Source organism: Pseudomonas sp. NFR02 (genome assembly GCF_900119375.1).
Lineage (GTDB): Bacteria > Pseudomonadota > Gammaproteobacteria > Pseudomonadales > Pseudomonadaceae > Aquipseudomonas > Aquipseudomonas paracarnis.
Map to the genome: position 1 here is coordinate 49033 of NZ_FPJJ01000002.1, position 22718 is coordinate 71750.

At 57.9% G+C, this 22718-nt stretch carries 27 protein-coding genes and 1 tRNA gene; 9 read left to right on the top strand and 19 right to left on the bottom strand.

The window, feature by feature from the left end:
- Positions 1-7: 7 nt before the first annotated feature.
- Genes sctS through sctU form a run of 3 tightly spaced genes read left to right on the top strand, consistent with a single transcriptional unit; the run spans position 8 to position 2164 of the window.
- Positions 8-271, top strand: coding sequence for a type III secretion system export apparatus subunit SctS (gene sctS / locus BT199_RS05890; RefSeq protein WP_014716816.1), 264 nt, complete (start codon positions 8-10; stop codon positions 269-271).
- Positions 272-281: 10 nt separating this feature from the next.
- Positions 282-1070 carry a type III secretion system export apparatus subunit SctT gene (gene sctT / locus BT199_RS05895; RefSeq protein WP_020301451.1) on the top strand — a complete coding sequence of 263 codons (789 nt, stop codon included), beginning with the start codon at positions 282-284 and terminating at the stop codon, positions 1068-1070.
- The gene (gene sctU, locus BT199_RS05900) at positions 1067-2164 is read left to right on the top strand and encodes a type III secretion system export apparatus subunit SctU (RefSeq protein ID WP_072434138.1); all 1098 of its coding nucleotides are present in this window, start codon (positions 1067-1069) and stop codon (positions 2162-2164) included. The genes sctT and sctU overlap by 4 nt, the downstream gene beginning before the upstream one ends.
- Here the strand turns inward: sctU and BT199_RS05905 are convergent, their stop codons facing one another.
- The 18 genes from BT199_RS05905 to BT199_RS05995 form a co-directional block, all read right to left on the bottom strand.
- Positions 2165-2530 carry a hypothetical protein gene (locus BT199_RS05905; RefSeq protein ID WP_014716819.1) on the bottom strand — a complete coding sequence of 122 codons (366 nt, stop codon included), beginning with the start codon at positions 2528-2530 and terminating at the stop codon, positions 2165-2167.
- Positions 2527-2730 carry an HrpT family type III secretion system protein gene (gene hrpT / locus BT199_RS27380; protein WP_072434139.1) on the bottom strand — a complete coding sequence of 68 codons (204 nt, stop codon included), beginning with the start codon at positions 2728-2730 and terminating at the stop codon, positions 2527-2529. The genes BT199_RS05905 and hrpT overlap by 4 nt, the downstream gene beginning before the upstream one ends.
- The gene (gene sctC, locus BT199_RS05915; protein ID WP_072434140.1) at positions 2727-4868 is read right to left on the bottom strand and encodes a type III secretion system outer membrane ring subunit SctC; all 2142 of its coding nucleotides are present in this window, start codon (positions 4866-4868) and stop codon (positions 2727-2729) included. Before sctC ends, hrpT begins: the two co-directional genes overlap by 4 nt.
- 14 nt (positions 4869-4882) lie before the next feature.
- The gene (locus tag BT199_RS05920; RefSeq protein ID WP_014716822.1) at positions 4883-5275 is read right to left on the bottom strand and encodes a hypothetical protein; all 393 of its coding nucleotides are present in this window, start codon (positions 5273-5275) and stop codon (positions 4883-4885) included.
- Complete coding sequence (locus BT199_RS05925; protein ID WP_014716823.1) at positions 5276-5491, bottom strand: hypothetical protein; 216 nt, start codon at positions 5489-5491, stop codon at positions 5276-5278.
- Between the two features lie 90 nt (positions 5492-5581).
- Positions 5582-6175 carry a type III secretion system stator protein SctL gene (gene sctL / locus BT199_RS05930; protein ID WP_014716824.1) on the bottom strand — a complete coding sequence of 198 codons (594 nt, stop codon included), beginning with the start codon at positions 6173-6175 and terminating at the stop codon, positions 5582-5584.
- On the bottom strand, positions 6153-6734 hold the full coding sequence (locus BT199_RS05935) for a type III secretion protein (RefSeq protein ID WP_224796991.1): 582 nt from the start codon (positions 6732-6734) through the stop codon (positions 6153-6155). Before BT199_RS05935 ends, sctL begins: the two co-directional genes overlap by 23 nt.
- A 13-nt stretch (positions 6735-6747) precedes the next feature.
- A complete protein-coding gene (sctJ, locus tag BT199_RS05940; RefSeq protein ID WP_014716826.1) occupies positions 6748-7548 on the bottom strand; it encodes a type III secretion system inner membrane ring lipoprotein SctJ in 801 nt (266 codons plus the stop codon).
- 485 nt (positions 7549-8033) lie between these two features.
- Positions 8034-8258: a type III secretion protein gene (locus BT199_RS05950; protein ID WP_072434141.1), complete on the bottom strand. Its 225-nt coding sequence runs from the start codon at positions 8256-8258 to the stop codon at positions 8034-8036.
- 243 nt (positions 8259-8501) lie between these two features.
- Positions 8502-9425, bottom strand: a complete 924-nt coding sequence (locus tag BT199_RS05955; RefSeq protein ID WP_072434142.1) for a sigma 54-interacting transcriptional regulator — start codon at positions 9423-9425, stop codon at positions 8502-8504.
- A gap of 321 nt (positions 9426-9746) precedes the next feature.
- Positions 9747-10847, bottom strand: a complete 1101-nt coding sequence (gene ychF / locus BT199_RS05960) for a redox-regulated ATPase YchF (protein WP_014716830.1) — start codon at positions 10845-10847, stop codon at positions 9747-9749.
- A 22-nt stretch (positions 10848-10869) separates the two neighbouring features.
- On the bottom strand, positions 10870-11454 hold the full coding sequence (gene pth / locus BT199_RS05965; RefSeq protein WP_010213318.1) for an aminoacyl-tRNA hydrolase: 585 nt from the start codon (positions 11452-11454) through the stop codon (positions 10870-10872).
- A gap of 167 nt (positions 11455-11621) precedes the next feature.
- A complete protein-coding gene (locus tag BT199_RS05970) occupies positions 11622-12221 on the bottom strand; it encodes a 50S ribosomal protein L25/general stress protein Ctc (RefSeq protein ID WP_003188351.1) in 600 nt (199 codons plus the stop codon).
- 137 nt (positions 12222-12358) lie between these two features.
- The gene (locus BT199_RS05975) at positions 12359-13300 is read right to left on the bottom strand and encodes a ribose-phosphate pyrophosphokinase (protein WP_003171603.1); all 942 of its coding nucleotides are present in this window, start codon (positions 13298-13300) and stop codon (positions 12359-12361) included.
- Between the two features lie 46 nt (positions 13301-13346).
- Positions 13347-13421: transfer RNA gene (locus BT199_RS05980), tRNA-Gln, on the bottom strand.
- A gap of 37 nt (positions 13422-13458) precedes the next feature.
- Positions 13459-14262 carry a 4-(cytidine 5'-diphospho)-2-C-methyl-D-erythritol kinase gene (gene ispE, locus BT199_RS05985; RefSeq protein WP_256575947.1) on the bottom strand — a complete coding sequence of 268 codons (804 nt, stop codon included), beginning with the start codon at positions 14260-14262 and terminating at the stop codon, positions 13459-13461.
- 49 nt (positions 14263-14311) lie between these two features.
- Positions 14312-14929, bottom strand: a complete 618-nt coding sequence (gene lolB / locus BT199_RS05990; RefSeq protein ID WP_003188354.1) for a lipoprotein insertase outer membrane protein LolB — start codon at positions 14927-14929, stop codon at positions 14312-14314.
- 4 nt (positions 14930-14933) lie between these two features.
- Positions 14934-16658: a tetratricopeptide repeat protein gene (locus BT199_RS05995; RefSeq protein ID WP_014716833.1), complete on the bottom strand. Its 1725-nt coding sequence runs from the start codon at positions 16656-16658 to the stop codon at positions 14934-14936.
- Between the two features lie 244 nt (positions 16659-16902).
- Between BT199_RS05995 and hemA the strand changes: the two genes are divergently transcribed.
- The 6 genes from hemA to BT199_RS06025 all read left to right on the top strand — a co-directional run bounded on the left by hemA (position 16903) and on the right by BT199_RS06025 (position 22269).
- Positions 16903-18192 carry a glutamyl-tRNA reductase gene (gene hemA / locus BT199_RS06000; protein WP_003188356.1) on the top strand — a complete coding sequence of 430 codons (1290 nt, stop codon included), beginning with the start codon at positions 16903-16905 and terminating at the stop codon, positions 18190-18192.
- Positions 18189-19271, top strand: a complete 1083-nt coding sequence (gene prfA, locus BT199_RS06005) for a peptide chain release factor 1 (RefSeq protein WP_014716834.1) — start codon at positions 18189-18191, stop codon at positions 19269-19271. Before hemA ends, prfA begins: the two co-directional genes overlap by 4 nt.
- Positions 19272-20102, top strand: coding sequence for a peptide chain release factor N(5)-glutamine methyltransferase (gene prmC, locus BT199_RS06010; protein WP_072434144.1), 831 nt, complete (start codon positions 19272-19274; stop codon positions 20100-20102). It abuts the gene before it with no gap.
- Positions 20096-20851 (top strand): molybdopterin-synthase adenylyltransferase MoeB, encoded by a 756-nt coding sequence (locus BT199_RS06015; protein WP_072434145.1) that lies wholly within the window; start codon positions 20096-20098, stop codon positions 20849-20851. Before prmC ends, BT199_RS06015 begins: the two co-directional genes overlap by 7 nt.
- The gene (murI, locus tag BT199_RS06020; RefSeq protein ID WP_072434146.1) at positions 20844-21638 is read left to right on the top strand and encodes a glutamate racemase; all 795 of its coding nucleotides are present in this window, start codon (positions 20844-20846) and stop codon (positions 21636-21638) included. Before BT199_RS06015 ends, murI begins: the two co-directional genes overlap by 8 nt.
- A 112-nt stretch (positions 21639-21750) precedes the next feature.
- Positions 21751-22269: an acyloxyacyl hydrolase gene (locus tag BT199_RS06025; protein WP_014716838.1), complete on the top strand. Its 519-nt coding sequence runs from the start codon at positions 21751-21753 to the stop codon at positions 22267-22269.
- A 139-nt stretch (positions 22270-22408) separates the two neighbouring features.
- Here BT199_RS06025 and BT199_RS06030 read toward each other — a convergent pair whose 3' ends face one another.
- Positions 22409-22711: a YkgJ family cysteine cluster protein gene (locus tag BT199_RS06030; RefSeq protein WP_003188364.1), complete on the bottom strand. Its 303-nt coding sequence runs from the start codon at positions 22709-22711 to the stop codon at positions 22409-22411.
- Positions 22712-22718 lie beyond the last annotated feature (7 nt).

Genomic DNA, 22718 nt, shown 5'->3' on the forward strand with positions numbered 1-22718 from the left:
GTGGCGTATGGAACCTATCGTGCTGTTCAAGCAGGGCATGTTGCTGGTGGTTGTACTGTCGGCGCCGCCGCTGATCGTGGCGGTGGTGGTGGGGGTACTGACTTCCCTGGTACAAGCACTGATGCAGATCCAGGACCAGACATTACCCTTTGGTATCAAGCTGGTGGCGGTGGGTGTCACATTGATCCTGACGGGCCGCTGGATTGGCGTTGAGTTGATCCAGCTGATCAACCTGACGTTTGAAATGATCGGCCGTTCGGCCCTGAACTGAGGCGTCGCCTGTGCTGCTTTATCTTGACTACCTGCCCAGCCTGGTGATTGGCATGGCGCGTATTTACCCCTGTGGCATTTTGGTGGCGGCGTTTTGTTTTCAGCACGTGCGAGGCCTGCCTCGGCACACCATCGTGATGGTCCTGGCGCTGCTGCCCGCGCCGGGTATTCACGCAGCTTTGGCAGGGCAGGACCCTTCAGCAATCATGCTCGGTGCGCTGATGATCAAGGAAGTGGTCCTGGGGTTGCTGCTCGGGGTGTTGCTGGCGATGCCGTTCTGGATGTTCGAGTCGGTCGGGGCACTGCTGGACAACCAGCGTGGAGCCTTGGCAGGTGGCCAACTTAACCCGTCACTGGGGCCGGACGCGACACCGATCGGGCACATGTTCAAGCAACTGGCGATTTACCTGTTGATGGCCGTTCTGGGGTTGGGCACGCTGACCCAGGTGATCTGGGACAGTTATCTGATCTGGCCTCCCACCGTGTGGTTTCCGTTTCCAGCGGCTGATGGCATGAGCGTATTTGTCGGGATGCTGAGTGACACGTTCATGCACATGATGCTTTACGCTGCGCCCTTTATTGCCGTGTTGTTGCTGTTGGAGTTTGGCATCGCGTTGCTGGGCGTCTACAGCCAGCAATTGCAAGTGAGTACCTTGGCGCCACCGGTCAAATGCCTGGCGGGAATCGGTATTTTGTTGCTGTACTTTGCATTGTTGCAGGATCTTATTGTCGGGCGTATGAGCCAGCTGGGTGACCTTAAGCACTATCTGGGGCTTTTGTTCTCGGTCTCGGCACCGTGAGTGATTCGGGGGAAAAAAAGCACCCGGCGTCCGCCAAGAAACTGCGTGACCAACGCAAGAAAGGTCAGGTCGCCCAAAGCCAGGATGTGAGCAAGCTGTTGGCACTGACGGCTATCAGTGAAGTCGCCTTGTTCACTGCCGAGACCAGTATGCAGCGCTTTCAGCAACTGATGGTGTTCCCGATGTCGCGCTTGAGCCAGCCGTTTGTGCGAGTGCTGGAAGAAGTACTGGTGGAGGGCCTGGTCATGTTTTTCTCGTTCTCTCTGCTGATGGCCGGGCTTGCAATTGCTGCGAAGCTGATTGGCAGCTGGATGCAGTTCGGCTTGTTGTTCGCCCCGCAAACGCTCAAGCTGGATTTCAATCGCCTCAACCCTATCAGCCAGATCAAGCAGATGTTTTCTGCCCAGTCTTTGATGAATCTGTTGATGAGCATAGCCAAGGCGTTCCTCCTGGGCCTGATTGTGTACGTGGTGGTTTGGCCCTCTTTGGGGGCGTTGATCAATCTTGCCAACAGCGATCTGCAGAGTTACCTACTGGCGCTGATCGCGTTGTTCCGTCACTTGCTGCATGCCTGCCTGGGGCTGTTGCTGGTGTTGGCGTTGATCGATCTGACGTTGCAGAAGCACTTCTTCGCCAAGCGTATGCGCATGACACAGGTTGAGGTCGTCAAAGAATACAAAGACATGGAAGGCGACCCTCATGTGAAGGGGCAGCGCCGTCAGTTGGCGCAGCAATTGGCCCAGGAGGAACCGAAGGTCAAACTGCCCAAGCTGGAAGAGGCAGACATGCTGGTAGTCAACCCGACGCACTTTGCGGTCGCCCTGTATTACCGTCCTGGCAAGACGCCTCTGCCCCTGCTGATCAGTAAAGGCACGGACGACGAGGCGCGAAAACTGATCGCGCGCGCGAAGGCCGCCGAGGTGCCCGTGATTCAGTGTGTGTGGTTGGCGCGTACGATCTACACCAAAAAGTTGGGAGCCAGCATTCCTCGCGAAACCCTGCAGGCCGTGGCGTTGATCTATCGCACCTTGCGCGAGCTGGACGATGACGCCAAACGCGAGACGCTGGAGCTCCCGGAGCTTGACCAGCGCTGATCAGCGAATGGATCCTGGGTCCAGGACACTGAGACCTGCCAGCGAGAGCATCCGGCTCAGCGTCCTGTCCAGATTGCCGGGCGGTGTTGGCAGCGCGTGCCAGATCACCATGGCGCCCTGGGCATCGAGGTAGACAAAGCACCCCTCGAAGACCAGGGCCTGCTCAAAGCGGCGCTGTAATATCCGTTGCAATTGCCCGGCTTGCAACGCTTCGCGAGCGACATGCAGAGCCAGCCCCGGGCGATTGCCGGCCTGCAACGTGCACACTTTGATACCGGGCGCGAGGGACTGGTGAGCGGCAGCGCCGCTCACCAGGTCGTTCAGCACTACCTGGGGTTGGTTGCCGGGCATTTGCGTCGTGCTCATCGCTCCAGCGATACCGTCTGGTGGTCCGCGCGCTCCCCGGACGGTCCAGGCTGGACGCGCATGTGCGATGGCCACCAGATCACCATCTTCTGCGCGGTCGACTGCGGGCGTGAGCAGGAGTCGCCTTTGCATGTTGGGGTACAAGCGCTGACGAGCAGCGCCGCACCGATCAGGGTGACGCACAACAATTGATGCTTCATGGTCGGGCCTTTTTGACAGGAGTAATCAAGGTAGGGCGCGGAACGCTGAGGTGTTCATCCTTCTTCACCGGGCGCATGGCGATAAAGACTTCGGCTTCTTCTCCCGGCTTCAACCAGGCGCGTGGCCACACGGTGACGGCCAAAGTCTGCGAGTTGCTGCATTCTTTTTCATCGATGCGCACATTGCGGTTGAACTGGTTGCGCATCACCACGACGGCGACGTTGTACTCGGGGCCTGCGTACCATTGGCTGCGCTCGCTGTTCAGCGCCAGCAAGTCGCGGGGGCTGCACAGCGTGTTCAATCCCAGGGGCATGGGCGCCAACTTGAAGGCCTTGGGCACTTCTCCCGTCACCAGATGCGCCAACGTGCTGATGATGTCGCTACGCTTGATCTCGGGCTGGTGAGGGGCGTTGCGCCTGGCCAGTGGTGCAAGGGCCGTCTGCAACTCGGCCTGGTCTGCCTGAGGCAAGTAGCGGGACGGATCGGCCTGGTCGCCGATGACGCGTGGGGTGATGATGAACAGGCGTTCACGCCGATTGTTCTGCCGTTCGCTTGAAGAGAACAACGCCTTGCCCAGCAGTGGGATATCGCCCAGCAGCGGCACCTTGTTGTGCTTGTCGGTGCTTTCCGTGACATGGAATCCGCCCACCACCATTGAGCGTTTTTCCGCCATGACCGCCTGGGTACTGACGTTACCGCGGCGCACATCCAAGTTATTGAGGTCACGATTGGGGTTGGACTCATCGAACGTACCGTCCTCGATATCCACCACCAAGTGAATCTGATGGCTGCCTCGGCTGGTGATGACGCGGGGCACGACCTGCACGCTGGTACCCACGGTGACCGGCAGGATGGTTGCGTTCTGACGACCGGGTGTCAGGTACTGAGTGCGGTTGAAGTCGATCACCGCCGGTTGGTTTTCCAGGGTGAGCACGGAGGGGTTGGACACCATGGTCGCCAGCCCCTTGGCTTCCAGGGCGCGTATGTCAGCATAGAAACGGTCGCGATTCTCGATCGACAACTGCTGCGATGTGCCGGGCGCCATATTTGCACCACCACGGAAACGGCTGTTCTGAAACCCCCAGTTCACGCCGAATTCACGCAATTGGGTGCGCTCGATATCCAGAATGATCGTATCGATTTCCACCAACTTGCGCGCCACATCGAGTTGAGCGATCAACTCGCGGTACATGGCCTGGCGCTCTGGCAGGTCATAAATGAGCACCGCGTTATTGCGCATATCGGCTTCGACGCGAATGCGACTGGTGGGTGCCGGCGCCCGCGGGCTGAGTGTGGCGCCAATATCCATTGGCATGGGAGTGCTGTTTGTAGCGAGCATCTGCCCCAGCAACGGGTTGCTCAAGCGGGGAACGTTGGGTACGAGAGGGGCGGGCTGTGAGGCGGGGCGCTGGGCTAACGCAGGGGGTGTCGCGTTGGAGCGTGGCTCCAGTAAGCCCCGCACAATGCTGGAAACACCGGCAATGGTGATCTTCTGGCCGCGATAATCCACGTGGCGATCCGCTGCATTGGCAAACTTCAGCGGGAAACTCAGCACGCTCTGTTTTTCGTCCACCGAGCGGCGTTGGCTGCTGAACTGTTTGACTTGCTCGATATAGCGCCGAGGCCCTGAGACCAACACGATGCCATCGTCGGGCAACTCACCCCAACCGAAGCGGCTGTCGAGCAGGCCGATATCAGTGAGGGCTTGCTTGAGGTCGGCAATGGTCTCGGAGGAGACCTCCAGGCGCGCTGACTCTTGCTGGTCCAGAGTACTGACGTAGAGCGTGTTGTTGTACAGGTACCATTGGAAGCGATGCTCTACCCCCAGGCGGTCGAGCAATGACTGCGGGGTGTTAGCGCGTATCTTGCCATTGACGATGCCTTCCAGCAGGCCCTCGATCTGCAGTTGTGTACCGAAGGTCTGGGCGAAATCTTCGAGTACCTCGCGCACCGGCTTATGCTCGGCTTCATAAGCGTAGGCGGTGTTTTTCCATTCCGAAGGGATGGCGGCCAGCGCGCTTTGTGCTGAAACCAGCAACCAGGAAAACAAAAACACATTCCGCCAGTGGGTTCTTTTGGCTGTAACGGCAGGCGAGCCAAGGTACGAGCGATTGCCCTTATGGGTCTTGTTAGACATAGACAGTTCTCTGATTAGTACGAACGTGAACTTAGCGGGGTGGGTTTGAGGTTTTGAACTGGGCGAGCAAGTCGTGCATTGATTGCGCGCCATGTGTCGCGTTGGTTGAGCAGGGCTTCAAGGCAGCCAAGCAGGCCGGCTTCTCCACGGTCGGCGCGCAGGCTGTTAATCACCCATAGCGCTCCCGTGTCGGCTTTTTGAGCCAATGCACCTTGAAAATGATTCAAGCTGGCCGCGCCCAGGCGCAGCCAGCCTTGCAAGGCTGAGTTATCGGGTAGAGAAGAGGTCAGTTGAGCCCCCAATAAAACGGTGTCTCCCTGACGTTGCAGGGTGACTTCGTCGTCGCCCTCAAATAGAGCGATTTTTTCCTTTCCGCTGCTCAACCAGTCACTCACGAGCGCCTTCATCTACTGGAAGCTTTCAATAGTTGTTTTAAGCATTTGGTTGACGGTTTTACCGTGCTCGTTATAAAGCGCAAAGGTGACCTCTCTACGCGTTACCAAGTTGTGAAAGAGTTCGCTGTCTTCGGCGGCCAGGCTTTCTTCGAAGCCGGCTTTGAACTCCTTGTATGTCGATGTTTTATTTCGGGCAATCGAATGAGTCAGTTCTTTGAAAAAATCCATGATTTTTCCTCGGTTTTCTATTGTCGATGGATGAATTTAAACAGTCAGCTCTGAGTGATTAACATAAAGAAAGTCTCTATGTTCGTAGGATTAAATCTCGATCAAGTACTCTTTATCCTGCTTGAAAAAAGTGTCGAGCATGGCGTTCCAGCTGATACGGAAGTCGCCCTCATCTGTTTTCAGTACGAGTGTCTGAAGATGAACTGTGTCGTCGGCGCTTAACTTCCAGGCGTTGCTCTTGTGGCGTGCAAGGCTCTGCCTTATTTCCTCAAGATCAAGGGGATGACAGAGCAGCGTCGCGCTGACTTCCTGAACTTGGCTCTCCAGCAAGTGCTTTAACAGTGCTGCGAGCCTTTGCGGGGCAGTCGTCTCGCCGAGCAAGCAGCGAATGGCCTGGTTGGTTATGGAGGTCGCATAGTGTTCAAGGTTGTCGCGCATCGTTTGACGGTCGCGTTCCCATTGCTTGAGTTGTGCATCTGCGCGTTGCCAGATTTCCAATGAGGCTTGTTCAAGCATGGCCTCGCATTTTTTCTCGGCCATACTTATCAATTCGTCGGCCTGGGCCTTGGCGTGGCTCAGGAGGTGGTTGGCGTGTTCCCAATGGGCAAGCTCTTCGCGCTTGATAAGGCTTCCTCGTGCGCCGGATGCGTCATTGCGTAACTCAATAGTATGTCGGCATAACATTACTGTTTTCCTCACCTGTGCGAGACAGGGGCGTGTTGCCGCTCGCCATGGTCGTGACGCGCCAGACGACGGCCTGCCAGAGAGTGTTCAATCGGCCGCTTGCATGTTCGAGTGGGGCGTTTGCTATTTCAGCCTCGCTCACACGTGTACGGGGAAAGCGCAATCGAAGACGCTGCCAGATAGCCGGTTCAACCCAGCTATGAAGCAGTCGCAGTGGATCGGAATGTGGGGGCAGCATGGAGGGGTGCAGCGCCATGGAGAGGCGCATGCACCACTGGTGATGACTTTCACTCAATGGTGATGGCGCTTCGGGATTGAATATGTGCGTGACCAATGCCAGCCCCAGGTTCAGTTGATCCGTCGTGGCCAGGGCCAACCGAAGCACGGTAGCGTGAGGCGCAGCAGGCAAGCAGGCTTTAAAACCCGTCAGGTTGTCGGGCACTGACCGGCCGTTGTAAAAAAGCCTTTCAATCGCACGATACTCCTCACCTCGCCAGTCTTCGTGGGCCTGCTTCCAGGGAAAAGCCCACCACTGAGCCCAGGCCAGTTGTTCACGCATGAGAGGGTCGGGTCTAGGTGCCATGCGTTGACCCCGCTGAGTCGCCTTTAATGGCCGGCTCCTGGGAGTGACGCTTGCGCCGCGCTTGGAGGAAGATCATGGCGGCCACGGCCGAAACCAGAGCGAGCAGCACAATCATTATGCTGGTTCGCCAGAAGCCGAGATCGTCGCCAGGCACCAGGAAGGGGCCGAAATACACCAGACGTTGCTGTTCCTGATAAGTGGAGGCAGGTACAAACACCACAGTGAGTTTTTGCGGGTTATCCACCGCTGTGGTCATCCCGGGAATACTGCTTGCCACCATTCTGCGGACCCGCGCACGGATGTTGTCGGGATCCAGGCGGGGATCATGCTTGATAAACACGGAGGCAGATGCAGGTTGGACCGGCTCTCCTGGCGCAATGCGCTCGGGCAACACCACATGCACGCGTGCGACAATAACGCCATCGATCTTGGACAAGGTGGTTTCAAGCTCTTGGGATAAGGCATAGATGTAGCGGGCACGCTCTTCCAGGGGGGTGGAAATGACCCCTTCCTTGCGAAATGTATCCCCCATGGTGGTCCGGGCAAGTCGAGGAAGGCCTGCCGCTTCCAAGGTACGTACGGCGCGCCCGATGTCGTTTGTATTGACCGTTACGACGACGCCATCTTTGGCCGGGGTCTTTTGCGCACGAATATGTTTATCAGCCAATTCGGCGACGACCTCATTGGCTTCTTGCTCGGACAATTGGCGATGAAGTTCCACTCGGTCACCGCATCCGCTCAGTATAAAAGCCATGATCAAAACTAAAACGACACGCAGAGAGTTATTCATGCTCAGGACTGCATGTTACTGATCTTGTCGATGCACTGTGTTGTCTTGGCCAGACATTTCACCATGAGTTGTGATGTGAGTTGTGCGCTATATAACTCTCGTGGGTAAGTACTGATGGCCTCAACATCTATACCTTTTTTGGTTGAGCGGATTATTTTTGCGAAGCCATCTCTTGAGTGACTGAGGTGCTTTGAGGCCTCTGTCAAAAGGAGCGAGACTTCAGGCTTGGCAGAAGTCGCGTTGGTGGGGCGTTCAAGCATCGATGTGAAAAAACTGGCATCCATACCGTCTGGCGACTGTTCCTGGGCTGCACGGGTATGTTCCGTACTGCTGCCTTTCTGTGAGAAAGGGTCGTTTGCTATTCGCATGGCGGTTTACTCGATCAAAGTGGGCGCAGCTTTACAGGCGTACACACTGGCCTGTCGGGAGGGGGGATGATTACCTTTCGGACTAGAGAGCCTGAAAGGTAATCGATCACCCGATAATTATTGACCGGACCCCGACCGGATCAACCCTTGAATGTTTTTCACTTCAGCGCTTCTCCAGCCGTTTTTTATGGCATCAGCCTTCATCTTTTCGAAGATGCCTTCGGCGCCATCTTCGCCACCTCCAGCAAATCCTTCTCCTGTGCCTCCGTTAAATTTAGTGAATGGGTTAGACGTGTTTTCCAACGCTCGTGAATAGATCGCACTTGAGGTAATAGTTGACATATAAGGGTCCTTTGTGAATTAAGAATTGTATTCGCTGCCCGTAACATCATCATAGATATGACGCTGTTGACATATTTTGCAGCTATAATTGTGTGGCCTATAAAACGGATGCGTTCCAAAAGTTTTGAGCGGAGGTGTAACGAAATATGATCCTCAATATTTGAGAAACTATCGGCTCTTCATGTGCTGGCTCGTATCATTGATGTTTTGACTATAAGATTTTTGAACCGGGCGTCATCAAGCTTATGCCAATGATATGTTCAATTGTTTCATTTTGTAATACAGCGTGCGCTTCGCAACCCCCAGCTCAATGGCTACGGTATCCACACAGTGGTGGTGACGGTACATCGACTCTTCAATCAACGCTTTTTCAATTTGTTGAAGGCGTGCCTTCAGGTCCGTCTGAGGGGGCGGCTGACGGCAGGCGGGCGCTGAGAGCGGCGGGAGGCCCAGGACGAACCGTTTCGCCGCCGAGCGTAGCTCGCGAACATTACCCAGCCAGGGGTGGCAGAGCAGTTCATGCAACAGGCCGTCAGAAGGCGATGGAGGTGTGCAATTGAACTGGTCTGCTTCTTCCTGAATCATCTGCAGAAACAACGGGATGATGCGCTCGCGCCGATCGCGCAGGGCGGGCAGTTCGATGTTCACGACATTCAGCCGAAAGTAGAGATCACGCCTGAAGGCGCCCTGGTCGACCATGATTTGCAGGGATTGCTGGGCCGATGCAATGACGCGCATGTCCACGGAAATGAACCGAGTCGAACCCAGGCGCTCCACCCCGCGGCACTCCAGCACACGCAGTAGCTTGGCTTGCAGGCTCAAGGGCATGCTGTCGATCTCATCAAGGTACAGAGTACCCAAGTGGGCGGCTTCGACAAATCCAGCCCTTGATTGCACTGCCCCGGTGTAGGCGCCGCTGTTGACACCGAACAGCTGGCTTTCCGCCAGGCTTTCAGGGATGGCCGCACAGTTCACGGCGACAAAATTACCTCGTCGACCCGATAAGCGATGAATCCGTTGTGCAAGCGTATCTTTGCCGGTACCCGTTTCTCCCAACAGCAGGATGTCAACGTTAAGCGCGGCGGTGTTGTTAAGTGTGGTTTCAATTTCCTGACCATCGATGAGTGAAACGTCTGTTGTATTATCCTTCTGGACGTAGGCCGACATCGATGTGTACTCCCTGTTCGCTAGTACTTCACTGTGGAAGGACGGTGTGCAAGCGCCAACTCAGTAGAACGCAGAATATAAAAGTTTTCACGCGGCGAAGAGGTAGTTATGTGCCGGAATAATGTAGGAAAATAACTGTAAGTTTAAGTTTTTAATGTGTTCGGCTTTAGTTTGGTTAATGCGTCGAAAAAGGTAAGTAGGAGGATTCTGAGATATTTGAGTATTTGGATATGTGTTTTTATTTGTAAGCTTAAATGCCGGCCACAAAAAAGCCGATGCAATGCATCGGCTTTTTGTTCGCAGTCAATACTGCGGTGGTGCTTACACGTTAAAGCGGAAGTGCATCACATCGCCATCTTTAACAATGTAGTCCTTGCCTTCCAGGCGCCATTTACCGGCTTCCTTGGCACCGGCTTCACCCTTGAACTGGATGAAGTCGTTGTAAGCGATCACCTCAGCTCGGATAAAGCCTTTCTCAAAGTCGGTGTGGATCACGCCAGCAGCTTGTGGCGCGGTGGCGCCGACCTTGACGGTCCAGGCGCGGACTTCTTCGACACCGGCGGTGAAGTAGGTCTGCAGGTTGAGCATTTCGTAGCCGGCGCGGATCACGCGGTTCAGGCCAGGCTCTTCCAGGCCCAGGGCCTCGAGGAACATGTCCTTTTCTTCGCCGTCATCGAGCTCGGCGATTTCCGCTTCGATCTTGTTGCACACCGGAACAACGATGGCGCCTTCTTCGTCGGCAATAGCCTTGACTACGTCGAGCAGCGGGTTGTTCTCGAAGCCGTCTTCGGCAACGTTGGCGATGTACATCACAGGCTTGGTGGTCAGCAGGTGGAAGCCCTTGATCACGGCCTTCTCATCGGCCCCCATGTTCTTCATCAGGCTGCGCGCAGGCTTGCCTTCGGTGAAGTGCGCGATCAGTTGCTCCAGCAGGCCCTTCTGGACCACTGCATCCTTGTCGCCGCCCTTGGCGTTACGCGCGACTTTCTGCAGTTGCTTTTCGCAGCTGTCGAGGTCGGCGAAGATCAGTTCCAGGTCGATGATCTCGATGTCGCGCTTGGGGTCGACGCTGTTGGAGACGTGAATCACGTTCTCGTCTTCAAAGCAGCGGACCACGTGGGCGATAGCATCGGTTTCGCGGATGTTGGCCAGGAACTTGTTGCCCAGGCCTTCACCTTTCGAGGCGCCGGCGACGAGGCCCGCGATGTCGACGAACTCCATGGTGGTCGGCAGGATGCGCTTGGGATTGACGATGGCCGCCAGTGCGTCAAGACGCGGGTCCGGCATCGGCACGATGCCGCTGTTGGGTTCGATGGTGCAGAAGGGGAAGTTCTCCGCCGCAATACCGGACTTGGTCAGGGCGTTGAACAGGGTGGACTTGCCGACGTTGGGCAGGCCGACGATGCCGCAATTGAATCCCATGGTGTTTCCCCTCGGATAAGAGTCAGGCCTTCTGGCTGTGCAGGTTTTTCATCGCACGGTTCCATTCACCGGCGAAGATATCCGGCAGCACGCCGAGGGCAAAATCGATGCTGGCATCGAGTTTTTCCTGTTCGGCGCGTGGCGCACGACCCAGGACGAAATTTGAAACCATACTGGCAACGCCTGGGTGGCCAATGCCGAGCCGCAGACGGTAAAAATTATTCTGATTGCCCAACTGCGCGATGATGTCACGCAGGCCATTGTGCCCACCATGCCCGCCGCCGAGCTTGAGCTTGGCTACGCCGGGTGGCAAGTCCAGTTCGTCATGGGCCACCAGGATTTCTTCGGGTTTGATCCGGAAGAAGCCCGCAAGCGCCGCGACAGCCTGGCCGCTGCGGTTCATATAGGTGGTGGGAATCAGTAGACGAACATCCTGACCCTGGTGCGAGAAGCGCCCGGTCAGGCCAAAATATTTGCGATCGGCCACCAGGTTGACGCCTTGGGCGTGGGCGATGCGCTCAACAAAAAGGGCCCCCGCGTTATGCCGGGTCTGTTCGTATTCGGCGCCTGGATTTCCCAGGCCAACGATCAGTTTAATGGCAGTCACGACAGGAGCCCTTCCTTTGGAGTTGTGGATAACATCGCCGTACCCAGGTGCGGCGAAAGTGGACGACACTACATCATTTACTCAAGAGTAAACGCCGCGTTATCGCCCGCTTTCTCGCTACGTTTCGGTCCGCGATGTTTCCTCAAGCTCCGGCAATACAGAGTGAATTACTCTGCAGCGCCTTCTTCAGCTTCTTCTGGAGCAACGCGTGGAGCGTGAACGTTGGCAACAGCTTTGTCATCACCGTGAGCCAGTGCGACAAACTCAACGCCTTTAGGGGCCTTGAGGTCGGACAGGTGAACGATGGCGCCGATTTCCAGAGCCGACAGGTCGACTTCGATGAACTCAGGCAGGTCTTTCGGCAGGCAGGTCACTTCGATTTCGTTCAGGACGTGAGAGATCTCGCCGCCTTTCTTGACCGGAGCTTCTTCACCCACAAAGTGCACAGGCACGATGGCGGTCAGTTTCTGGCCAGCTACAACGCGAACGAAGTCAGCGTGCATGATGAACTGCTTGGAAGGGTGACGCTGCATCGCTTTAACGATGACGTTCTGCTTGGCGCCGTCGACGTTCAGCTCGATAACGTGGCTGTAGGCAGCTTCGTTTTCGAACAGCTTGGCGATTTCCTTGGCCAGGATGGTCACGGATTCAGCAGGCTTGTTACCACCGTAGACAACGGCTGGGATGTTGGCGGCGTGACGCAGGCGGCGGCTCGCACCTTTCCCCAGGTCAGTACGCGCTTGGGCGTTCAGAGTAAATTCGTTCATGTTGTATCTCCAAAATAGCCATCATCGAGGGGCGTTTGCGACCAGCGCCGAACTCGATATGGGCAAAAAAGCCCCGCCCCAGCGGAATGCTGGGGCGGGGCGCTTTTCGTCAGTGAGGTGATCCGTTGGTTTGACCCTTAACGGAACATCGCGCTGATCGATTCTTCATTGCTGATGCGGCGAACCGCTTCGGCAACGACCGGTGCAATATCCAGTTGGCGGATACGTGCACAGGCTTGAGCTGCGGCGGACAACGGGATGGTGTTAGTCACCACCAGTTCGTCCAGCACGGAGTTCTCGATGTTTTCGATCGCTCGGCCCGACAGCACAGGGTGTGTGCAGTAGGCGAAGACTTTTGCTGCACCGTGCTCTTTCAAGGCTTTCGCCGCGTGGCACAGCGTGCCGGCGGTGTCGACCATGTCATCAACCAGAATACAGGTACGCCCTTCGACATCACCGATGATATGCATCACTTCAGAGTGATTGGCTTTCTCGCGGCGTTTGTCGATGATCCCGAGGTCCACGCCCAGGGATTTGGCAACAGCCCGTGCACGCACGACGCCACCAATGTCCGGGGACACGATCATCAGGTTTTCAAAGCGCTGGTCTTCGATGTCATCCACCAGGACGGGGGAGCCGTAGATGTTATCTACCGGAATATCGAAGAACCCCTGGATTTGGTCAGCGTGCAGGTCAACCGTGAGCACACGGTCGATACCTACCACGGTCAGCATGTCAGCAACGACTTTCGCGCTGATAGCTACACGTGCGGAGCGCGGACGGCGATCCTGACGGGCATAACCAAAGTAAGGGATTACAGCTGTGATTCGAGTCGCTGAGGAGCGGCGGAAGGCATCAGCCATCACGACGAGTTCCATCAGGTTATCGTTGGTCGGAGCGCAGGTCGGCTGAATAATGAAGACGTCTTTACCGCGGACATTTTCATTGATCTCGGCTGTAATTTCGCCGTCGGAGAATTTACCGACAGAGATGTCACCGAGAGGGATATGCAGCTGACGTACGACACGTCGAGCCAGATCGGGGTTGGCATTCCCCGTAAAGACCATCATCTTGGACACGCGCAGTACCTAGAGGCTGAGGGTAACCTGGATGAGTATTAGAAAATGGCAGGGGCGGCTGGATTCGAACCAACGCATGGCAGGATCAAAACCTGCTGCCTTACCGCTTGGCGACGCCCCTGTATCTGTTGCAACGAGTGCCTAACACTCGGTTCCTTTTAGAGCAGACTTTGCAGCTTGCGATGCAACATCGAAACGTTGCTTCCTTTTGCTACAAACCCTGTAAGGGTCTCTGTAAGAAGGGCCGAGACTTTATCAGCTTCAGCTTTGCTTGGGAAGCCCCCAAACACACAACTTCCAGTGCCGGTTAATTTTGCTTCGGTAAATTTACCTAACAAATTCAAAGCGTTACGTACCTCTGGATAACGCCTTGCTACAACCGTTAAGCAGTCATTTCGACTGTTTCCCTTGGGAACGGGGCGCACTTTAATGGGAGAAGAGTTACGTGTCAACAACGGATCTGAAAAAATTTCTGCTGTACTTACAGATACTTGCGGCACCAGCACGACATACCAAGGTTCTTCGGGCTCTACAGGGGTGAGTTTCTCCCCAACGCCTTCAGCAAATGCGGCGTGCCCCCGCACGAAAACCGGGACGTCGGCGCCCAGCGTGAGGCCCAGCGCAGCAAGGCGATCGTGGTCCCAGCCCAGTTGCCATAAGTGATTGAGGCCCAACAAAGTGGTCGCGGCATTGGAGCTGCCGCCACCGATACCCCCGCCCATGGGCAGGATTTTGTCGATCCAGATATCAATGCCAAGTGGGCAGCCGGATTGTGCCTGAAGTTTTTTGGCTGCCCGCACAATCAGATTGCTGTCGTGGGGCACGCCGTCGAATTCGGTGTGCAGTTGGATTACGCCATCCTCACGCACGGCAAAGGTCAGCTCATCGCCGTAGTCGAGAAACTGAAACAGCGTCTGCAACTCGTGGTAGCCATCTTCACGACGGCCAAGGATGTGCAGCATCAGGTTGAGCTTGGCCGGGGAGGGCAGGGTCAATTTTTGTGCGGACACGTTATTGCCCCAGTTTGCGCGGTTGCCAGTCCTTGATCACCAGCGTGACATCAAGGTCGGTGCCATGCAGCTTGATACGTTCGGGAAGCCAATAGCCGCTTTGCTCCACGTAGCTCAAATATTCGACCTGCCAGCCATCCTGCTCCAGGGTGGCGAGGCGGCTGTCGCCATTGAGGCTCAGCCGGCTCTTGCTGTCAGGTGCCGGCAGGCCGCGGACCCACCAGACCAGATGAGAGACGGGCAGCTTCCAGCCAATCTGCTGCTCCAGCAGTTCTTCCGGAGAGGTTGCCTCGTAGCGGCCCTGATTGGCCACTTCCAGGCTTACTTGCCCTGGCCTGCCAGTCAGGCGGGCTGCGCCACGACCCAGGGGGCCCGAGAGGCGAATGTCGTAGTAGTCCTGGCGTTGCAGCCAGAACAGGGTGCCGCTGCCGGAGTCTTTCGGCGCACGCACCCCGACCTTGCCCTCGATCTGCCAGCCATCGATGCTGCTGAGCTGGTCCTTGTGTTGTTTCCATTGTGCCGGGTTGCCCTGGCCTTCAACGGATTCACGGCTGCCGATGCCCGCGCAACCGGCGAGCAGGGCGATGAAACTGAAAACGATAATGTGGCGCAAGAACATAAGCTTAAAGGGTCTCGGATCCGGTCAGGCGCTTGATGGTGCTGCGCAGGATAGGGCTGTCGGGTTGTTCCTTGAGGAATTTTTCCCAGATTTGTCGGGCTTCGCGCTGCTTGCCATTGGCCCAGAGCACTTCGCCCAGGTGTGCGGCAACTTCCTGGTCCGGGAAACGCTCCAGCGCCTGGCGCAGCAAGCGCTCGGCCTCGTCGAGGTTGCCCAGGCGGTAATTCACCCAGCCCAGGCTGTCGAGTACGGCCGGGTCTTCCGGGTTGAGCGCGTGGGCTTGTTCGATCAGCACCTTGGCTTCGGCGTAGCGCGTGGTGCGATCGGACAAGGTGTAGCCCAGGGCGTTAAGGGCCATGGCGTTGTCCGGGTCACGCTTGATAATCAGGCGCAGGTCTTTCTCCAACTGCGCCAGATCATTGCGTTTTTCCGCCTGCATGGCTCGGGTGTACAGCAGGTTCAAATCGTCGGGGTATTGCAGCAACGCCTGTTGCAATAACTTCCAGGCGCGTTCGCCCTGCTTGTTGGCCGATAAGGTCTCTGCCTGGATCAGGTACAGCTGGATGGCATAGTCCGGCTCGGCATCGCGGGCCGCGGCCAGGCGTTTTTCCGCTTCGTCGGTGCGGCCATTGCTCATCAGGATGTCGGCTTGGCGCAACTGCGCTGGCAGATAATCATTGCCGGGGCCGACTTGGGCGTATTCAAGCAGGGCCGCCTGCGGGTCGTTGCGCTCTTCAGCGATGCGGCCCAGGTTCAAGTGCGCCGAATCCACGTGGCTGTCACGTTCGATCAGCTCTTGCAGGTAGCCCTTGGCCTCGTCCCAGGCCTTGGCTTCCAGGCACACCAATGCCAGGGAATAACGCAGTTCGTCGTCGTCCGGGTATTGCTGGACCAGGTTGGCGAACTGCACTTTGGCGTCTTCCATACGGTCCTGCTCAACCAGCATGCGTGCATAGGTCAGGAGCAGGCGCTTGTCGCCGGGGTATTTCTTGATGCTTTTTTCCAGCAGCGGAATCGCTTCCTTGCCGCGGTTAAGGCTTTGCAGCAGGCGTGCACGCAACAGGATCGGCGCGATTTCGCCTTCTTCCGGCGGGTTCTGTTCCAAGAGGTTGAGCGCGGCGTCGGCTTCATCGTCCTGTTGCAGCAGCAGGGCCTTGCCGAAAATCAACTGGCTGTTCTTTGGATGCTTTTGCAGCAGGCGATCGAAACTCTTCATCAGGCCGTTGCGCGTGTCCTGGTCGGTGTCGGCGGCCGACAGCGCAAGAAAGTCAAAATGTGTGTCGCCCTTGCCCTGCAGAACCTTCTCCATATAGACCATGGAGTCGTCATAGCGCCCGGCACGCGCCAGTTGCACCGCCGCGGCGCGTTGGGCTTCCAGATCATCCGGCGCGTTTTTGGCCCAGATCAGCGAGGTGTCCAGCGCTGCCTGGTCGGCGCCCAGGTATTCGGCGATGCGAAACGCTCGCTCGGAAATCCCCGGGTCCTGGGTGTTGATGGCCTGGGTCACGTAATTATCCAGTGCAATATCGAAGCGATTGCGCTGGCCGGCCAGTTCAGCGGTCAGCAGGCTGTAGATCGTTTCTTCACTGAACGAGGAATAAACCTTGGGTTTTTCAGGGGCTGGAGTGCTGTCTTCCACCGGCGACGTAGCGTCCGGCGACACGGGTGCCATGGCCTGGCAGCCGCTGAGGAAGACAAAAGCGAGGAGCAACGCGGAAGATCTATTCATATAGGAAGAGGACGACTAACCTGCGGTCGGATCATCATGACACAAGCCTTCGGCCAAACATAACCGGGGCACTCGGAATACGACTATTGCTGCCTTTTGCCTTTCCTTTGTAGGCGCGAGCTTGCTCGCTCCTACAAAAGTGCATTGATAGGCATAAGATATAGGGACAATAGACGACGGTGGTTGTTCTGGATCTTTCGAAGTAGGACAATTGTCGGCTTCCCGACATCATCAGCGATATTGAATGGCCTTCCTCGCACTCGGTATTAACCACAAGACTGCCTCCGTAGACGTGCGCGAGCGCGTGGCGTTTACGCCAGAGCAGTTGGTTGAGGCCCTGCAGCAGCTCTGCCGGCTTACCGACAGCCGCGAAGCTGCGATTCTTTCAACCTGCAATCGCAGCGAGCTCTATATAGAGCAGGAACATCTCTCGGCGGATGTGGTGCTGCGCTGGCTGGCCGATTATCACCATTTGAGCCTCGATGACCTGCGCGCCAGCGCTTATGTGCATGAAGAGGATGCGGCAGTTCGTCACATGATGCGCGTGGCGGCCGGTCTCGACTCGCTGGTGTTGGGTGAACCGCAGATTCTCGGCCAGATGAAGTCCGCCTACGCCGTGGCGCGTGAGGCCGGCACCGTCGGCCCATTGCTGGGCCGCCTGTTCCAGGCCACCTTCAATTCCGCCAAGCAAGTGCGTACCGATACGGCCATCGGCGAAAACCCGGTGTCCGTGGCTTTTGCCGCTGTGAGCCTGGCCAAGCAGATTTTCAGCGACTTGCAGCGCAGCCAGGCCCTGCTGATCGGCGCTGGTGAAACCATCACCCTGGTAGCCCGTCACCTGCACGATCTTGGCGTGAAGCGCATCGTGGTCGCCAACCGCACCCTGGAGCGCGCCAGCATTTTGGCCGAGCAGTTCGGTGCGCATGCGGTGCTGCTGTCGGACATTCCCGCTGAACTGGTACGCAGTGATATCGTCATCAGTTCCACCGCCAGCCAATTGCCGATCCTGGGCAAGGGCGCGGTCGAGAGCGCGTTGAAGCTGCGCAAGCACAAGCCGATCTTCATGGTGGATATCGCCGTTCCCCGGGATATCGAGCCCGAAGTCGGCGAGTTGGACGACGTTTACCTCTATAGCGTTGATGATCTGCATGAAGTGGTCGCTGAAAACCTCAAGAGCCGGCAGGGTGCCGCCCAGGCCGCCGAGGAAATGGTCAGCACCGGTGCCGAAGATTTCATGGTGCGCCTGCGTGAACTGGCGGCAGTGGATGTGCTCAAGGCGTATCGTCAGCAGGGTGAACGCCTGCGTGATGAAGAGTTGCTCAAGGCCCAGCGCATGCTGGCCAATGGCAGTGGCGCCGAAGAGGTGCTGATGCAATTGGCCCGTGGCCTGACCAACAAACTGCTTCACGCGCCTAGCGTCCAGTTGAAAAAGCTTACCGCCGAAGGCCGCCTCGATGCGCTGGCCATGGCCCAGGAACTCTTTGCCCTCGGTGAGGGCGCGTCAGACAGCTCTTCGGATAAAAAACCGCAATGAAAGCGTCACTGCTCAATAAACTGGACGTGCTCCAGGACCGTTTCGAAGAACTGACCGCCTTGCTCGGCGATGGCGAGGTCATTTCCGATCAGACCAAATTCCGTGCCTATTCCAAGGAATACGCCGAAGTTGAGCCCATTGTGGCCACCTATAAAAACCTGCTGAAAGTCCAGGCCGACCTCGAAGGTGCCCAGGCCCTGCTCAAGGACAGCGACCCGGACATGCGTGAAATGGCCGTGGAAGAAGTCCGCGAAGCCAAGGACAAACTCGCTGAGCTTGAGGGTGACTTGCAACGCATGTTGCTGCCCAAGGACCCTAACGACGGACGCAACGTGTTCCTCGAAATCCGCGCCGGCACCGGTGGCGACGAGGCGGCGATTTTCTCCGGCGACCTGTTCCGCATGTATTCGCGTTATGCCGAGCGTCGTGGCTGGCGGGTGGAGATCCTCTCCGAGAACGAGGGCGAGCACGGCGGCTATAAAGAAGTCATCGCCCGGGTTGAAGGCGACAACGTCTATGGCAAGCTGAAGTTCGAGTCCGGTGCGCACCGCGTACAGCGGGTGCCGGCCACCGAGTCCCAAGGCCGTATCCACACCTCGGCGTGCACCGTCGCGGTGTTGCCTGAGCCGGACGAACAGGAAGCCATCGAGATCAACCCGGCGGACTTGCGCGTCGACACTTACCGCTCATCCGGCGCGGGTGGCCAGCACGTTAACAAGACCGACTCGGCGATCCGTATCACTCACTTGCCGTCGGGCATTGTGGTGGAGTGCCAGGAGGAACGTTCCCAGCACAAGAACCGTGCACGGGCCATGTCCTGGTTGTCGGCCAAGTTGAACGACCAGCAGACCAGCGCCGCGGCCAACGCAATTGCCAGCGAACGCAAGCTGCTGGTGGGCTCCGGCGACCGCTCCGAGCGTATCCGCACCTACAACTTTGCCCAAGGCCGGGTTACCGACCATCGGGTCAACCTCACCCTGTACTCCCTCGACGAAATTCTCGCCGGTGGCGTGGATGCGGTGATCGAGCCTTTGCTCGCCGAATACCAGGCCGACCAACTGGCAGCGATAGGTGACTAAATGACCATCATCGCCAGCCTGCTGCGCGCCGCTGACCTGCCCGACTCGCCGACGGCGCGCCTGGACGTGGAGTTGCTGCTGGCCGCTGCCCTGGGCAAATCGCGCAGCTACCTGCATACCTGGCCGGAAAAGATCGTCAGCAGCGAAGACGCGCTGACCTTTTCCGGCTACCTGCAGCGCCGCCGCAGCGGCGAGCCGGTGGCCTATATCCTCGGCCAGCAAGGCTTCTGGAAACTCGACCTGGAAGTAGCACCGCACACCCTGATCCCGCGCCCGGAAACTGAATTGCTGGTGGAAGCTGCCCTGGAATTGCTGCCCGCCACGCCCGCCCAGATCCTGGACCTGGGCACCGGCAGCGGTGCCATCGCCTTGGCCCTGGCCAGCGAACGGCCGGCCTGGCAGGTCACGGCGGTCGACCGTGTGCTGGAGGCCGTGGCCCTGGCCGAGCGCAATCGTCAACGCCTGCACCTCACTAACGCCACGGTGCTCAACAGCCACTGGTTCAGCGCCCTGCAAGGCCAGCGCTTCGACCTGATCATCAGCAACCCGCCCTACATTGCCGACAATGACCCGCACCTGGCGGCCGGCGATGTGCGCTTCGAACCGGCCAGTGCGCTGGTGGCGGGGCACGATGGCCTGGACGATTTGCGCCTGATCACCCTAGAGTCTCCTGACCACCTGAACGACGGAGGCTGGCTGTTGCTCGAGCACGGTTACGACCAGGCCCAGGCCGTGCGCGAATTGTTGCTGAACCAGGGTTTCGAAGGCGTACATAGCCGCATCGACCTCGGCGGTCACGAACGCATCACCTTGGGGCGCCGCCCGTGCTGACCGATCAGGAGCTGTTGCGCTATAGCCGGCAGATTCTGTTGCAGCCTGTCGACATCGACGGCCAATTGCGCCTGAAGCAGAGTCGCGCGTTGATCGTCGGCCTGGGTGGCCTGGGCGCTCCGGTGGCGCTTTACCTGGCCGCTGCCGGGGTGGGCGAATTGCACCTGGCGGATTTCGATACAGTCGATTTGACCAACCTGCAACGCCAGATCATCCATGACACTAACAGCGTGGGGCAGACCAAGGTCGATTCGGCCATGGGGCGCCTGAGGGCGATCAACCCTGAAGTCACCCTGGTCGCCTATCGTGCTGCGCTGGATGCCGACTCGCTGGCCGCTGCGGTCAACGCAGTGGACCTGGTGCTCGATTGCAGCGACAACTTCTCTACCCGCGAGGCGGTCAACGCGGCCTGCGTCGCCGCCGGCAAACCCCTGGTCAGTGGCGCGGCCATTCGCCTTGAGGGGCAGTTGTCGGTATTCGACCCCCGTCGCGCCGACAGCCCCTGTTACCACTGTTTGTACGGGCACGGCAGCGACACGGAACTGACCTGCAGCGAAGCCGGCGTCGTCGGGCCGTTGGTGGGGGTGGTTGGCAGCCTGCAAGCGCTGGAAGCCTTGAAGCTGCTGGCCGGTTTTGGTGAGCCGCTGGTGGGGCGCCTGTTGTTGATCGATGCGCTGACCACGCGTTTTCGCGAGTTGCGCGTCAAGCGTGACCCAGGCTGCAGCGTCTGCGGGACACAGCATGGTTAAGGGCGCGCCTATTGGTGTGTTCGATTCCGGCATCGGCGGCCTCACGGTGCTGGAAGAAATCCAGCAGTTGTTGCCCCACGAGTCACTGTTGTACGTGGCTGACTGCGGGCACATTCCTTATGGCGAGAAAACGCCGGCGTTCATTCTTGAGCGTTCTCGCTCGGTCGCTGAGTTTTTCCGCGAGCGGGGCGCCAAGGCCTTCGTGATTGCCTGCAACACGGCCACGGTCGCCGCGGTGGCCGATTTGCGCCAGCACTACCCCGACTGGCCGCTGGTAGGCATGGAGCCTGCGGTCAAACCTGCTGCCGCGGCCACGCGCAGTGGCGTGGTGGGTGTGCTCGCCACCACCGGCACCCTGCAAAGCGCCAAGTTCGCCGCCTTGCTCGACCGCTTCGCCACCGATGTACGGGTGATTACCCAGCCGTGTCCAGGCCTGGTGGAGCTGATTGAAGCCGGCGACCTCAACAGCCCGGCCTTGCGCGCCCTGCTGCAAGGCTATGTCGAGCCGCTGCTCAGCGCCGGTTGCGACACCATCATCCTGGGTTGCACTCATTACCCCTTCCTCAAGCCACTCCTGGCGCAGATGCTGCCCCCCAGCATCATCCTCATTGATACCGGCGCCGCCGTGGCGCGCCAGCTCAAGCGCTTGCTGGGTGAGCGCGACCTGCTGGCCGTTGGCGAACCTGAACCTGCACAGTTCTGGACCAGCGGCGATCTGTGTCATCTAAGAAATATCCTACCGACACTTTGGAAACATCCTGGAGTTGTGCGAAGCTTTGGCTCGTGAAAATTTCGTGAAATAACACTGAAAAAAAGCTGAACTTCTGGCTATGCGTCGGCTTCTATAGCCCGTTAGCCTGTACATAACCCAATTATTCCGTTTGCAAAGGACGTTTCACATGAAGCGCTTGTTCTGTTTGGCTGCGATTGCGGCCGCTATGTTGGGACACTCTGTTTCAGCCCAGGCCGCCGGCCTGGAGTTCGGCTTGGGGAGCACCAGCGATTCGACGCTGACCTACCGCCTGGGCCTGACCTCCGATTGGGACAAAAGCTGGATGCAGAGCAATGTCGGCCGACTGACCGGCTACTGGAGCGGCGCCTATACCTATTGGGAAGGGGACGACCGTGCAGGCGCCAGCAGCCTGTCGTTCTCGCCGGTGTTTGTGTATGAGTTTGCCGGCGAGTCGGTCAAGCCCTACATCGAAGCCGGTATCGGCGTGGCGTTGTTCTCTCGCACTCGGCTGGAAGACAACAACATCGGCCAGTCCTTCCAGTTCGAAGACCGCCTGGGTTTCGGCCTGCGGTTCAACGGCGGGCATGAAGTGGGCATTCGTGCCACGCATTATTCCAATGCCGGCATCAGCAGCAATAACGATGGGGTAGAGAGCTACTCGCTGCACTACACCATGCCGCTCTAATCTCAAGAACACTTGGCCCCCCTGTGGGCGGGCTTGCTCGCGAAAGCGGTGTATCAGCTAGCACATACTTAGACTGACCCACCGCATTCGCGAGCAAGCCCGCTCCCACACAAGCCCGTGATCGTCACGAAGTTCGGGGTCAGCGATAGGCCGTGGTAATACCTTCGCGCTCTTCAAGGCATTCCGGCGCCCCCATCTCGAACTCCCGGCAAATCAACGGCCGAAGCTCATAGATCGTGCACATCATCGTGTCGCGGTCCAGCGCTGCGCACCAGCCGTCGTCCAGGCGCAGCATCACCTCGCCCCCCCAATCGTCGGTATCGATAAAGCGTTGCGGCACGCCGGTGTCGGTGATCAGCATGACTTCCAGCTGGCAGCAACAGGCCGCGCACGTCGAGCAGGTGACGGGTTCGGTGATTTGAATGTGAGGGATGTTGGTCATAGGCGCG